The organism is Corallococcus sp. bb12-1 (assembly GCF_026626765.1).
GTDB lineage: Bacteria > Myxococcota > Myxococcia > Myxococcales > Myxococcaceae > Corallococcus > Corallococcus terminator.
On sequence record NZ_JAPNJZ010000018.1, the window covers coordinates 785,217 to 799,161 of the forward strand.

The window sequence follows — 13,945 nt, forward strand, 5'->3', positions numbered from 1 at the left end:
TCCGGTTTGAGATCCAGTTGACCTAACCGATTCCATTCGTGCGACATGTACCCCGATGTAGGCATCCTCTCCGGGGAGAAGTTGCGCGCGGGCCGTGACGCGGTCCACAAGGGGGGCCATGTCCAACGCCGCGTTCGGGATGTCCCCCCCCTCGTCGCCGTCGCGCGACCGGTCGTTCTTCATCGCCATTGGCGTGGTGTCCGCCGGAGCGCTGGCGCTGCTGGCGTGGCTGCTGCTCATCCGCCGGGGCGGCGCGGGCGTAGGCGTGGACCTGCGCTTCATGCCGGCGGTGAACGCGGTGCTCAACGCGACGGCGGCGACGCTGCTGTTGGGCGGGTGGATCGCCATCAAACGGGGCGCGCGCCGGGTGCACCAGAACCTGATGGTGAGCGCGTTCGCGGCGTCCGCGCTGTTCCTGGTGGGCTACCTCGCCTACCACTACGTGCACGGGGACACGCGCTACGTGGGCGACTTCCGGGGGCTGTACCTGACGCTGCTGGCCAGCCACGTGCTCTTGTCCATGCCGGTGCTGCCCCTGGCGCTCGTGGCCTTCTACTTCTCCTGGCGGCAGCAGTTCGCGCGGCACCGCAAGGTGACGCGGTGGCTGGCGCCCATCTGGCTCTACGTGTCGGTGACGGGCGTGGTGGTGTACTTCATGCTGCGCGGCGGCATCCCCGCCGTCTCCTGAAGCCCCGCCCTCCCCTGCGCGTCACCGCGCGGAGTGCGTGGACCCCCCGGACGAGGCCGGCCCCTGCTGCGGAGCGGCCGTCGAGGGGAACGCGCTGACCTGGAGGCCCCGGGGCAGACGCACGATGAAGGTGGAGCCGATGCCCTCCTGGCTCTCCACGGCCAGCGTGCCGCCGTGCAGCTCCACCATGCGCCGCGCGCTGGCCAGGCCCACGCCGCTGCCGGACACGTCCTGGGACACGTTGCGGCCGCGGTGGAAGCGCTCGAAGACGAAGGGCAGGTCCGCCGCGGGGATGCCGATGCCCTGGTCCACCACGTAGAGCAGCACGGACTGATGGGGGTCCTGTTCCTCCACCCCCAGGCGCACGGTGACGGTGGAGCCCGCGGCGCTGTACTTCACCGCGTTGCCCATCAGGTTCTCCAGCACGCGCTCCAGGGCATGCGCGTCCCAGTCCCCCGTGAAGTCACGGCCTTCCGGCGCCTCCAGGACGAAGGTGTGGTGCGTCGCCGTGGCTTCCAGTTCGCGCACCTTGCCGTGCACCATGGCGCGCAGGTCCATGGGTTCGCGCTTGAGGGGACGCTCCTGACCGCGCGTCACCTCCAGGAAGTGGTCGATGAGCTCTCCCATGCGGTGCGCGGCGCGCACGATGTGGCCCAGGCGCGTCTCCAGCGCGGGCGTCATCACGGCGGCGGGAATCTGCCGGCGCAGCACCTGGGCGTTGAGCGTCATGATCTGCAGCGGGCCCTTGAGGTCGTGGGTCGCCAGCGAGAAGAGCTCGTCGCGCACGGCCAGGGCGTCCCGGGCGACGGCCTCGGCCCGCTCCGCACGCAGGCGGCGCTCTTCCAGCTCGCGCGTCATGCGCACCGCGTCCACGGCACCGCGCAGGCTGTGGCGCAGGCGCTCCGGGCTGAAGGCATCCTTGACGAGGTAGTCCTGGGCGCCGGCCCTCATCGCGGCCACCGCCACGCGCTCATTGCCACTGCCCGTGAGCACCACGACCGCCGGCAAGGTGGGAAGGCCCAGCTCCGCGAGCTTCTGGAGCAGGGCCACGCCGTTCATGCCAGGCAGGTGGTAGTCGAGCAGCATCGCGTCCGCGGCATGGACGGACAGGTACTCCAGCGCCTCCTCCGCGGAGGCCACCTGCGCCACCTCCCACTTCATGTCCGGATCCTTGGCCAGCGCACGGCTGACCGCGATGCGATCCGCCATTCCGTCGTCGACCAGGAGCACGCGCAGGGTCATGCGCCCTGCGCTTCCGGCGCGGGCAGCCGCGCGGCCTTGAACCAGAAGTCGTGCAGCGCCTCCGCGGTCGCCTGGAGCTGGGGACCGATTTCCGGCTTGAAGAGGTAGCTGTTGGCGCCGTCCGCGTACGCCCCGTCCACGTCCTCCGCCGCCACCGAACTGGAGAAGATGATGACCGGGATGGGGCGCAGGTTCGGATCCGCCTTCAGCCGCGTCAGCACGTCGCGCCCGCTCATGCCCGGCATGTGCATGTCCAGCAGGACGAGCACCGGCCGCTCCGCATCCGGATAGGCCCCCCGCTGGTAGAGGTAGTCCAGGGCGCTTTCACCGTCGCGCACGCGCACCACCGGCACGGGCAGCGGCAGCCGCCGGGCGATGCGCAGCAACGCCTCCGCGTCCGGATCACTGTCTTCCACGAGCAACAGGGGACTCATCCGCGGGGTTCCTTGCCAAGCGTGAAGAAGAAGGTGGAGCCCCGTCCTGGCGCGGAGTCCACCCACAACAGCCCTCCGTGCAATGACACCAGACGCCGCGCGATGGCCAGCCCCGCCCCACTCCCGCCTCCGAACGCCTGCGCGGGGTGCAGGCGACGGAACAGTTCGAAGATGGCCTCGTGGAATTGAGGGGCGATGCCGATGCCGGGATCCCTCACGAAGAAAAGATAGGGCGCGGTGACGTGCCGCGCCGCCTCCGGACGCGTTTCTCCCGGCCCGAGGAAGCCCACCTCCACCCAGCGGGGCTCGGCGGTCTGGTACTTGGCCGCGTTGGAGATGAGGTTGGCCCACACCTGCCGGATGCGGATGGGGTCGCACGCGACGGTGGGCAGCCGGCGGGGCAGCCGCACCTCCACCCGTCCCTCCTCCAGCCGCGCCCCCAGCGTGCGCAGCACGTCGTCCACCAGGGCCTGCTGGTTCGTCTCCTCCCAGGCCAGCTCCAACCGGCCCAGGCGGCTGTATTCGAAGAGGTTGTCGATGAGTTCGTGCGTGCGCTTCGCCAGCCACGTCAGGGCTTCCAGCTGCGCGCCCCCGGCCTGTCCCAGCACCGGGCCGAAGTCCTCCTGGAGAAAGGAGCTGTACTGGAGGATGCCGCGCAGGGGCTCCTTGAGGTCGTGCGCCACGGTGCCGCCGAAGGCGTCCAGCTCCGCGTTGGAGCGGGCCAGCTCCCGCGACAGCCGGGCCAGCTCCTCCGCGTGCCGCAGCACCACCCCCACGAGGGCGCCCTTGAGGGCGCGCGCCGCCTCCACGTCCTGCGCCGACCACGGCAGGGACGCGTCCCGCACCTCCTCGCGCCACACGTCGAAGGAGGCGCGAGGGAGCAGCCGCGAATGTCCCGGCTCCGGACGCACGGGCTTGTTCGGATTGCCGGCCCACGACACGGTGCGCGCCACCTCCGGCCGGAACCACAGCGCGAAGTGCGGCACCGCGGGATCCAGGCGCACGGCCAGCAGGCCCGCGGCCACCTCCGCGCGCGAGGCCAGCCCCGGGTAGACATCCCCCAGACGGTCCACGTGGAAGACGTCGTCCGGAAGCTCCTGCTGCGACAGCCAGGCCACCAGGGCGAGCACCTCCGCCTCCGACGGCGTGTCCCCCAGCAGCAGCGGGGCGCCGCCCTGGAGTCCCGCGCTCGCACCCAGCACCAGCGCCACGCCCTTGGCGCCGGTGAGGTCCATCAGCAGCGGAGCCTGCGCCTCCAGGGCCCGCGCGGGGGAATACTCGCCCAGGCCCGGCACCACGAGGACGTTGAGCAGCGACGCGCGCCGCGCCTGGGCCGCGGACTCCACGGCACGCTCCTCGGCGGCGAGCTGGAGCGACAGCAACCGCGCCAGCACTTCACACGCCTGGCGCCGCGCGGCCGACACGCCCCGGGGCGACAGGTGGTGGCAGGCCATGAGCCCCCAGAGCTGCCCGTCCTTCAGGAGCGACACGCTGAAGGACGCGCCCACGCCCATGTTGCGCAGGTACGCCAGGTGGATCTCCGACACGCTGCGCAGCGCCGAGCCGGACAGGTCCAGCGGACGGTCCGTGCCGGGCAGCGTGGCGGGGACGAGCCCCACGACCTTCGCGTCCACGTCCGCGATGAGGCGCAGGGTGTTGCGCGTGTAGAGGGCCCGCGCCTGCACCGGGATGTCGGTCGCCGGGAAGTGCAGGCCCATGAAGCGATCGACGCCTTCACGCACGCTTTCCGCCACCACCTCGCCGTGGAAGTCCGAGTGGAAGCGGTACACCATCACGCGGTCGTAGCCGATGAGCGCCCGCACCGCGGCCGCGGCCTCCTGGAGCAGCGCGCCCACGCCCTTCGCCCGCGCCAGCGGCGACACCAGCCGGTGCACCGCGCTCAGCGCGTCCTCCTCCGTGCTCGTGTCCGCGTCCGACAGCGGCTCCAGCTCCAGCACCCGCAGGCCGTCACTCTCGTGCAGCAGCGCGGAGCACCTGCGGCCGCCCACCTCCACGTTGACGGGCCCCAGCGCCACGCCCGCCTCCACGCGCGTCAGCACCTCGCGGGACACGATGCGGCCGAGGGGCTGGCCCACGAGCGCGTCCGGCCCCACGCCGAGCAGCGCGGCCGCGTTGGAGCTCACCACGGCGATGGCTTCGCCCACCTTCTCGAAGGCGACGAGGACCCCGCGGGGCTGGATGCCGCCCAGCAGGTGGATGGGTTCACGGTCGCAGACACTCAGGTCGGCGTCAGACACGGACGGGGACATCGTTCTCCCGCATCAACCAGTCAGCGAAGGTGTCGAAGGTGTCGCGGGCCCCCTGGACGACGGCTGCGTCGAAGGTGTCGGAGGACGCCCGTTCGGACGCCTGGGTGACGACGTCGCCGAAGGCCCGCCACATGGGCCCCACCTGCTCGCGGTAGGCCCGGAAGAAGGCGAAGGTGCCCACGCGCGCGTCCGTTCCAAAGTGGCGCGTCAGGTGGCGCAGGATGAGCTGGCCGCCCAGCGTGGAGCCCTCCAGCACATACGCGCAGCCGAGCGCCTCGGCGAGCCCCGGCAAGGACGGCAACGGGGAGGCACGCGGCAGCCGCGCGAGCGAGGCCGTGTCATGGCCCAGTGCCCGCAGGTCCTCCTCCAGCAGCGGCACCTTCCAGCGCGATTCGAGCGCCAGCGCGGGCCCCACCGCCGCCAGGGGGCCGGCGAGCCGCGCCTCCAGGGGGACGTAGAGCCCGTAGAAGTCCTCCAGATGGCGCAGGTAGTCAGCGGGCGTCAGGTGCGCGTCCATCAGGCGCACCACCCCTTCCGTGCGCTCGTGGTGAGGGCGCGTCTCCGTCTTCAGTCGCTGCAGCAGTCCCAAGATGGCTCCGAGGATGTGAAGCACCGCGGCAACAGGAAACAACCATCTGTCCAGAATGTTGGCCGTTCATCCGTTCATCCGGGTCCCGCGGGGCATGTTCAACGCACGGTGCGTGATGTTTCACGGACCCGTCCCCCCGGTCCCACTCCGCTTGAGGCACCAACCCCCTGAGCCGCCCTGCCTTTACGGGGTGCGACACGGCGCGTTAGCCTGCAAGCTCCACAGCTTGGCTTCCCGTGTCATGCGGGAAAGGGGTCCACACGATGTCGTTCACCCTCCCGCGGCGCTACGGCCTGTATGAGCCGGAGACCGAGCACGACGCGTGCGGCGTGGGGTTCGTGGCCCACATCCGGGGTCAGCGCTCGCGCGGCATCGTGGAGGACGCGCTGGAGCTGCTCAACCGGCTGAGTCACCGCGCCGCGGCGGGTCGCGACCCGGAGACGGGTGACGGCGCCGGCATCCTGGTGCAGCTGCCCCACCGCTTCTTCAACCATGAAGCCCCGAAGCTGGGCTTCGATTTGCCCCCGCGCCGCCAGTATGGCGTGGCGCAGGTGTTCCTGCCGCCGGAGCCCGAGGCGCGCCGCGCGTGCGAGGCGCTGTTCGAGGACGTGGTGGAGGAGGAGGGCCAGCGGCTGCTCGGCTGGCGGGATGTGCCGGTGGCCCCGGAGGAGCTGGGGTCGCTCGCGCGGCAGGTGGCGCCGGTCATCCGGCAGCTCTTCATCGCGCGCCGTCGCGTGGTGCCCAGCGCCTTCGAGCGCAAGCTGTACCGCATCCGCAAGCTGGTGGAGAACCGCGTGCTGGCGCGCGGCGTGGATCCGCAGGGGCGCTTCCACGTGGCCAGCTGTTCGTCGGAGACCCTCATCTACAAGGGGCTGCTATTGCCCCGGCAGCTGCCGCGCTTCTACGCGGACCTGCGGCACCCGGAGTTCGTCAGCGCGCTGGCGCTGGTGCACTCGCGCTTCTCCACCAACACGTTCCCCACGTGGGAGCTGGCGCAGCCGTTCCGCTTCATCGCGCACAACGGCGAAATCAATACCCTGCGTGGCAACCGCAACTGGATGACGGCGCGGCGCGGCCTGCTCCAGACGGCGAAGCTGGGCGGCAGCCTGGAGCCCCTGTGGCCCATCATCGTGCCGGGCAAGAGCGACTCCGCGCAGTTCGACAACATGGTGGAGCTGCTCTATCTGGGCGGCCGCACCCTGCCCCACGCCATGATGATGATGATCCCGGAGGCGTGGGAGGCGCACAAGCAGATGCCCGACGAGCGCCGGGCCTTCTACGAGTACTCCGCATCGCTGCTGGAGCCCTGGGACGGGCCGGCGGCCATCGCGTTCACGGACGGTCAGCTCATTGGCGCGACCCTGGACCGCAACGGCCTGCGGCCCGCGCGCTATCTGGTGACGGAGGATGACCGCATCATCCTGGCGTCGGAGACGGGCGTCATCGACGTGCCCCCATCGCAGGTGCGCCGCAAGGGTCGGCTGACGCCGGGCCGCATGCTGCTGGTGGACACCGCCGAGGGGCGCATCATCGAGGACGAGGAGGCCAAGCGCGAAATCACCACGCGCTGGCCGTACCGCCGCTGGTTGCAGCGCAACGTCTTCACCTTCGAAGACCTGCCCGCGGTGCCCGCACCGGAGCGGCTGAAGGGTGAGTCGCTGTGGAGGCTCCAGCGCGCGTTCGGCTTCACGGACGAGGACGTGCGCACCACGCTGGTCCCCATGGCGGAGACGGGCAAGGAGCCCACCGGCTCCATGGGCACCGACACGCCGCTCGCGGTGCTGAGCGACCAGGCCCCCACCCTCTTCAACTACTTCCACCAGCTCTTCGCGCAGGTGACCAACCCGCCCATCGACCCGCTGCGCGAGGCGCTGGTGATGACGCTGGCCACCGCGCTGGGCCCCGAAGGCAACACCTTCGAGGAGACCCCCGAGCAGTGTCACCGGCTGTCCCTGCCGGGCCCCATCCTGACCAACGGGCAACTGGCGCGGCTTGCGAACCTGCGCGGTGACACCGGCCTGTTCGAGCCGCGCACGCTGAGCCTGCTGTACCCGCACGCGGGCGGCGCGGCCACGGCGCTGGAAGTCGCGGTGGAGCGGCTGTGCATGGCGGCGGTGGACGCGGTGGACGCGGGCGCCAGCGTGCTCGTGCTGAGCGACCGGGGCGTGGACGCGGCGCACGCGGCCATCCCGGCGCTGCTGGCCGTGTCCGCGGTGCACCAGCGGCTGGTGCGCGACGGCACCCGCATGTACACGGGCATCGTCCTGGAGACGGCCGAGCCGCGCGAGGTGCACCACTTCGCGTGCCTGTTCGCCTACGGCGTGTCGGCGGTGAACCCGTACCTCGCGCTGGACACGCTGCGCGCGCTGGCGGACGCCGGGGAATTGAAGGCGGGCGAGGACAAGGCCCAGGAGCAGTACCTCCACGCGCTGGAGGAGGGCCTGCTCAAGGTGATGTCCAAGATGGGCATCTCCACGCTCCAGTCCTACCGAGGGTCGCAGCTCTTCGAGGCGGTGGGCCTCCAGCGCGGGTTGATTGAAAAGCACTTCACCGGCACGCCGTCCCGCATCGAAGGCGTGGGCCTGCCGGAGCTGGGGCGCGAAGTCTCTGAACGGCACGCGCGCGGCTTCGGTCAGGCGGCGGACGGCGAGGAGGGCCTGCTCCCCGTGGGCGGTCAGTTCCGCTGGCGCCGGCAGGGCGAGCGGCACAAGTGGAACCCGGCCACGGTGGCGAAGCTCCAGGCGGCGGTGCGCGCGGACGACGCGGCGGCGTTCCAGGAGTATTCGAAGCTGGCGGACGACGAGACGCGCGAGCACAGCAACCTGCGCGGCCTCTTGGACGTGGTGACGAAGGGCTGTACGCCGGTGCCGCTGGAGGAGGTGGAGCCCGCGCTGGAGCTGGCGCGCCGGTTCGTCACCGGGGCCATGTCCTTCGGCTCCATCAGCGCGGAGGCGCACGAGACGCTGGCCATCGCGATGAACCGGCTGGGCGGCAAGTCCAACAGCGGCGAGGGCGGCGAGGAAGCGCGGCGCTACACGAAGGAGCCCAACGGCGACTCGCGCCGCAGCGCCATCAAGCAGGTGGCGAGCGCGCGCTTCGGCGTCACCGCCGAGTACCTGGTCAACGCGGACGAGCTTCAAATCAAGATGGCCCAGGGCGCCAAGCCCGGCGAGGGCGGACAGCTTCCGGGCCACAAGGTGGATGAGAGAATCGCGCGCGTGCGCTGGTCCACGCCGGGCGTGACGCTCATCTCCCCTCCGCCGCACCACGACATCTACTCCATCGAGGACCTGGCGCAGCTCATCTACGACCTCCAGTCCGTCAACGCGAAGGCGCGCGTGAGCGTGAAGCTGGTGAGCGAGGTGGGCGTGGGCACCATCGCCGCGGGCGTCGCCAAGGCGGGCGCCAGCGCCGTGGTCATCGCGGGCTACGAGGGCGGCACGGGCGCATCCCCCCTCTCCAGCCTCCAGCACGCGGGCCTGCCGTGGGAGCTGGGGCTCGCGGAGACGCAGCAGGTGCTGGTGCAGAACGGCCTGCGCTCGCGCGTGCGCGTGCAGGTGGACGGCGGCCTGCGCACCGCGCGCGACGTGCTGGTGGCGGCGCTGCTCGGCGCGGAGGAGTTCGGACTCGCCACCGCGAGCCTCGTCTCCGTGGGCTGCATCATGCTGCGCAAGTGCCACCTCAACACCTGCTCGGCGGGCATCGCCACGCAGGACCCCGCGCTGCGCGAGCGCTACCAGGGCACGCCCGAGAACGTGGTGAGCTTCTTCATGATGCTCTCCGAGGACCTGCGCCGGCAGATGGCCCAACTGGGCATCCGCAAGCTGGAGGACCTGGTGGGCCGCGTGGACCTCTTGCGCCAGCGCACGGCGGTGGACCACTGGAAGGCGCGCAAGGTGGACCTGTCCGCGCTGCTCGCCGCGCCGGCCGCGCCGGCCTCCGAGCCCCGGCACTGCGTGGTGCCGCACCGCAAGGATGTGTCGGACCACCTGGACCATGAGCTGCTGGCGAAGGCGCAGTCGGTGCTTTCGGGCGGGCCGCCGCTCCTGCTCAACCTGCCGGTGGCGAACACGCACCGCGCGGTGGGCGCGATGCTGTCCGGAGAGATTGCCCGCCGCCACGGCGCGCAGGGGCTGCCGGACGGCAAGCTGCGGGTGAAGCTGAAGGGCTCCGCGGGCCAGAGCTTCGGCGCGTTCCTGGCGGCGGGGGTGACGCTGGAGCTGGAGGGCGACACCAACGACTACCTGGGCAAGGGCCTGTCCGGCGGACGCGTCATCGTCTATCCGCCCGAGGGCAGCCGCTTCGTGTCGGAAGAGAACGTGCTCGTGGGCAACACGGTGCTCTACGGGGCGACGGCCGGCGAGGTGTACCTGCGGGGGCTCGCGGGCGAGCGCTTCGCGGTGCGCAACAGCGGCGCGCAGGCGGTGGTGGAGGGCGTGGGCGACCACGGGTGCGAATACATGACGGGCGGCGTGGTGGTGGTGCTGGGACCCACGGGCCGCAACTTCGCGGCCGGCATGAGCGGCGGTACCGCGTACGTGTTGGACCGGGACCGCTCCTTCCGCGAGCGCTGCAACCTGGAGATGGTGGAGCTGGAGTCGCTGGTGGACGAGTCCGAAATCTGGCTCGTGCACGGGATGATCGAACGCCACCTGCACCACACCGGCAGCACGCTGGCGCGGCGGGTGCTCGACAACTGGGAGCTGATGGTGCCGCAGTTCATGAAGGTGATGCCCACCGACTACAAGCGCGTGCTCCAGGCGCGGCGGGCGGCGCGGCGGCCCCCACCGGCCGCGGGCGTGCAGCAGCTCCACGTCGTCGGCGGGGGGGTCTAAGCGATGGGCAAGCCCACGGGTTTCGTCGAGTGGCCGCGCGTCCACGCCCCCAAGCGGGAGAAGGCGGAGCGCCTGGAGGACTGGCGCGAGCTGCACCTGCCCCTGGCGGCCGAGGAGTCGAAGCGGCAGGCCGGGCGCTGCATGGACTGTGGCGTGCCCTTCTGTCACCAGGGTTGTCCGCTGGGAAACCTCATCCCGGACTTCAACGACGCGGTGTACCGGGGCCAGTGGAAGGAGGCGTACCAGGTGCTCAGCCGCACCAACACCTTCCCGGAGTTCACCGGCCGGCTGTGCCCCGCGCCGTGCGAGGCCTCGTGCGTGCTGGCCATCGATCGGGACCCGGTGACCATCGAGCAGATTGAAAAAGAGATCTCCGAGCGTGCGTTCGCGGAGGGCTGGGTGAAGGCCCGGCCTCCGGCGCGCAGGACGGGCAAGCGCGTGGCGGTGGTGGGCTCCGGCCCCGCGGGGCTCGCGGCGGCATCCCAGCTCAACGCGGCCGGGCACACCGTGACGGTGTATGAGAAGGACGCGAGGGCGGGAGGGCTGCTGCGCTACGGCATCCCGGACTTCAAGCTGGAGAAGTCGGTGTTGGACCGGCGCCTCGCGCTGATGGAGGCGGAGGGCATCGTCTTCCGCACGGGCGAGGACGTGGGCGCGACGACGGGCTACCGCGTGCTGCGCGAGCAGTACGACGGCGTGGTGCTGGCGATGGGCGCGCGGCGGGCCCGCGAGTTGGACGTCCCGGGCCGTGAGCTGTCCGGCGTGTTGCAAGCCATGGACTACCTGGAGCACCAGAACCGGGTGGTGACGGCGGGAGCGACGCCGGACGCGCGGCTGGAGGCGAAGGGCAAGCGGGTCATCATCCTGGGCGGCGGCGACACGGGCTCGGACTGTCTGGGGACGGCGCTGCGCCAGGACGCGGAAAGCGTCATGCAGGTGGAGCTGCTGCCCGCGCCGCCGTCGGTGCGCGCGAAGGAGAACCCGTGGCCGCGCTGGCCGTTGGTATTCCGCACGTCGTCCAGCCAGGAGGAGGGCGGCGAGCGCGCCTTCGCGCTGCTGACGAAGCGGCTGGAGGGTGAAGACGGCCAGCTCAAGCGGCTGCACGCGGTGCGCGTGGAGGTGCAGCGCGAGCCGGGCGGCGCGATGAAGCTGGTGGAGGTGCCGGGGTCCGAGCAGGTGTTCGACGTGGACCTGCTGGTGCTGGCCATGGGCTTCACCGGGCCGGAGACGGGGCCGCTCGCGGAAGAGCTGGGCGTGAAGCTGTCGCCGCGCGGCACGGTGCAGGTGGACGCGAAGTTCGCCACGTCCGCGCCGGGCGTGTACTGCGCGGGCGACGCGAGCCGGGGCGCGAGCCTCATCGTCTGGGCGCTCGCGGACGGACGTGAGGCGGCGCGAGCGCTGGACACGTGGCTGTCCGGCACGGCGTCCGCGCTGCCCACGCGCGGTCAGGACTGCGCGTTCTGAAGCAACGGGCACGGGGCCCCTTCCCGCCTCGCGCGGAGAAAAGGGGCCCCGGGTCCTTCCTGATGGCGCGTCAGTGGACGAAGACCTGCGGCGGCTTGAGGAAGCTCAGCGGCGCGTCCCAGGACTCCTGCTTGAAGCCGGGGCGCAGCTCCAGGAGCCGCGTCACCATCGCGACATCGTGGATGGCCCCCACCTTGAACGGCGGTGGCTCCGCGCCAGGGGATACGTCCAGGGGTACCGCCCCGGCGAGCGCCTCCATCCGCACCAGGAAGCCTTCATCGACCCCCAGGAAGCGTCCACACGAGGAGCAGGTGGCGAGCTCATACAACTGTTCGTGCCGACGCTGCAGGTCCGCGAAGGGCCACGACGCCACCGACGCACCGAACTGCGCGTCCGGGACGCTGTACATGAAGCCGGGGCCGCCGCCCGTCAGGAACTTCGACAGCCTCGCCGGGATGCCCGACGTCGGACTGATGTGCGTGAAGGCGGTGTTGTTGACGCCAGAGAAGTCATTGGTGCCGGTGTCCTGGAAATGGCAGCCGTTGCAGGTGTTGAGGGAGAACTCCTTGCGCGCGCAGACCTCGCTGGCGTCGCTCGCGGAGGCATTGCGGGCCGCCCAGTGGGTGGGCGGAGCCACCAGCGAGTTGCCTCCCAGGAAGGGCCGGCCCTTATACCGGTAGGGTACGGTGAACTCCGCGGCGCACCGGGTGGGCACCAGCACCGGCTGATCCACCCCGCTCTTCACCTGGGTCCGCACGAAGAGGTCGACGTCGGCATCCGTCTGGGATTCATGGGCCGCGTCATCGGGGGTCAGCGACAGCGTATGCACCTGAAGGAACCCGTGGGCGGGCGTGTTGTTGCCGTTGGAGGTGTCCTCGGTCACCAGCCGGAACTCCCGCAGCTCCCACGGCCGTCCCTGCGTCGCGCCCAGGACCGCTTCATTGGTGCGCAGTTGGTTGAGCGCGCTCCAGTTGCCCTTGCCGGAGCCCATTCCGGCCAGGACGACGCTCTCGGTCATCGCCGCGAGCTGCACGCGGTAGAGCGCGTCGAAGGAGGCACGGGTGCCCAGCTGCGTCCACTGCCGTGCCCAGGCGACGACCTTCTGGCATCCCGTGCCAGGCACCCCATATTCGAAGATGGCGGTGAAGGGCTTGAGGTTGCACGTCGCCTCCGTCCCACCCGCGCCCCAGGGCGAGGGACGGGTCAGGCCGAACACGAAGCGCAGCTCGCCGGGAGTGGCCTGCCGCCCGTAGCCGCCCCCCGTGTTGTTGCCCAGGTCGATGCGATTGACGATGGCCAGCAGCCGGAAGGGCGCGATGCCCAGGTCCAGGGGCTTGTCGAGCCGGACCTCCCAGTTGCCCGTGCTGGCATTGAGCAGGAGAGAGGACTGCGTCCCGCTGGCGGTGGCCCAGGGGGCAATGACCTCGTCGTACATCTTCCGACGCGCCGGCACGGTGTCGCCGTTGATGGTGGAGTCATTGAGCCAGCGAGACAGCCAGTGCGTCACGAAGGCCTCCGGGGTGGCCCCCGAGCGCAGCGCCATCTGCCGCATGAGGTGCGCGAAGGTCCACACCCCACCCTTCGTGCCGGCGCCGGTACAGGGGTCCCACGTGCGCGCCGGATCCAACACCACGGCCGGATCCCGGACGAGCAGCGTCTTCTCCCACCCCGCCAGGGTGGAGACCGGCACCTCCTGGCATTGGGCCAGGGGCACCATGTTCCCCTCCCGGAAGCCCCGGGCGTCCACGGCAAGGCCCGTTAAGCGCGCGGCCGGGTGGCGACCGTTGAACAGGAGGTGCTCCCGGGTGATGGCTCCGAACTCACCCTGGGCCACCTGCGCCTCGCTGCCCTGCCGGCGCAGCAGCTCCGAATCCGGGAGGCGCGAGAAGAGGGTGAAGAACCCGGGGCCCGGGCTCTTGGGGATGGCACCCATCTCCGCCAGGGTGTCGGAACGGAACAGGACCACGGGCGCCTTCGACTCACCCACCACGCGCACCAGGCTGTCCGCCAACGCTTCATTGGCGGGGGCCGGCAACTTCACGTGCACGGCCGTCGTCTCCCCCAGGGGCGTGGGCTGTTCCAGCTTCTGGGCGAAGACGCTGACGACCGGGCTGCCGTCCACGGCGGGCAGCTTGCGGAACCTGGACGCGGAGCCCCCTACCGCCGCCACCCGGGCGGTTTGCGCGCCCGGTGCTTCCACGGGTGCTGGCTCCTTTGAGCAGCCACTGCTCGCCAGCAGGATGCCCAGCAGCCACGGCGGCCTGAACCGCCACACCCTCAAACCCTTGCGTTCCCGCGACATTCTCCCCCCCTGGGTGAAGCCATCCCCGCTTCGAGGTCTGGCACTCACTCGACGCACGGGGCCCCAGGCCAATGGCATACAACTCCGGACGAAGTCACCCGCAGGACACGCGGCGCAGGGC

Annotated in this window: 8 protein-coding genes; 3 read left to right on the plus strand and 5 right to left on the minus strand. The window is 71.1% G+C overall.

What is annotated here, in order from left to right:
- The first annotated feature begins 118 nt into the window (after positions 1-118).
- Positions 119-688: a DUF420 domain-containing protein gene (locus tag OV208_RS23930; protein ID WP_267576194.1), complete on the plus strand. Its 570-nt coding sequence runs from the start codon at positions 119-121 to the stop codon at positions 686-688.
- A gap of 21 nt (positions 689-709) precedes the next feature.
- Here the strand turns inward: OV208_RS23930 and OV208_RS23935 are convergent, their stop codons facing one another.
- From OV208_RS23935 to OV208_RS23950, 4 genes are read right to left on the minus strand one after another with little or no spacing between them, the layout of a single operon-like run.
- Positions 710-1,930 carry a hybrid sensor histidine kinase/response regulator gene (locus OV208_RS23935; protein ID WP_267576195.1) on the minus strand — a complete coding sequence of 407 codons (1,221 nt, stop codon included), beginning with the start codon at positions 1,928-1,930 and terminating at the stop codon, positions 710-712.
- On the minus strand, positions 1,927-2,364 hold the full coding sequence (locus OV208_RS23940) for a response regulator (protein WP_267576196.1): 438 nt from the start codon (positions 2,362-2,364) through the stop codon (positions 1,927-1,929). The genes OV208_RS23935 and OV208_RS23940 overlap by 4 nt, the downstream gene beginning before the upstream one ends.
- Complete coding sequence (locus OV208_RS23945) at positions 2,361-4,622, minus strand: ATP-binding protein (RefSeq protein ID WP_324291404.1); 2,262 nt, start codon at positions 4,620-4,622, stop codon at positions 2,361-2,363. The genes OV208_RS23940 and OV208_RS23945 overlap by 4 nt, the downstream gene beginning before the upstream one ends.
- Positions 4,615-5,223 (minus strand): biliverdin-producing heme oxygenase, encoded by a 609-nt coding sequence (locus OV208_RS23950; protein ID WP_267576198.1) that lies wholly within the window; start codon positions 5,221-5,223, stop codon positions 4,615-4,617. Before OV208_RS23950 ends, OV208_RS23945 begins: the two co-directional genes overlap by 8 nt.
- Before the next feature lie 263 nt (positions 5,224-5,486).
- On the opposite strand from OV208_RS23950, the gene gltB reads away from it, so the two are divergent.
- Positions 5,487-10,058 (plus strand): glutamate synthase large subunit, encoded by a 4,572-nt coding sequence (gltB, locus tag OV208_RS23955; protein WP_267576199.1) that lies wholly within the window; start codon positions 5,487-5,489, stop codon positions 10,056-10,058.
- A gap of 3 nt (positions 10,059-10,061) precedes the next feature.
- Positions 10,062-11,522 carry a glutamate synthase subunit beta gene (locus tag OV208_RS23960; RefSeq protein WP_267576200.1) on the plus strand — a complete coding sequence of 487 codons (1,461 nt, stop codon included), beginning with the start codon at positions 10,062-10,064 and terminating at the stop codon, positions 11,520-11,522.
- A 70-nt stretch (positions 11,523-11,592) separates the two neighbouring features.
- Here OV208_RS23960 and OV208_RS23965 read toward each other — a convergent pair whose 3' ends face one another.
- Positions 11,593-13,824: a hypothetical protein gene (locus tag OV208_RS23965; RefSeq protein WP_267576201.1), complete on the minus strand. Its 2,232-nt coding sequence runs from the start codon at positions 13,822-13,824 to the stop codon at positions 11,593-11,595.
- Positions 13,825-13,945 lie beyond the last annotated feature (121 nt).

Bases quoted from the DNA above. Each gene is read 5' to 3' on its own strand.
- OV208_RS23930 (WP_267576194.1), top strand. From the start codon at position 119: ATGTCCAACGCCGCGTTCGGGATGTCCCCCCCCTCGTCGCCGTCGCGC.
- OV208_RS23935 (WP_267576195.1), bottom strand. From the start codon at position 1,930: ATGACCCTGCGCGTGCTCCTGGTCGACGACGGAATGGCGGATCGCATC.
- OV208_RS23940 (WP_267576196.1), bottom strand. From the start codon at position 2,364: ATGAGTCCCCTGTTGCTCGTGGAAGACAGTGATCCGGACGCGGAGGCG.
- gltB (WP_267576199.1), top strand. From the start codon at position 5,487: ATGTCGTTCACCCTCCCGCGGCGCTACGGCCTGTATGAGCCGGAGACC.
- OV208_RS23960 (WP_267576200.1), top strand. From the start codon at position 10,062: ATGGGCAAGCCCACGGGTTTCGTCGAGTGGCCGCGCGTCCACGCCCCC.
- OV208_RS23965 (WP_267576201.1), bottom strand. From the start codon at position 13,824: ATGTCGCGGGAACGCAAGGGTTTGAGGGTGTGGCGGTTCAGGCCGCCG.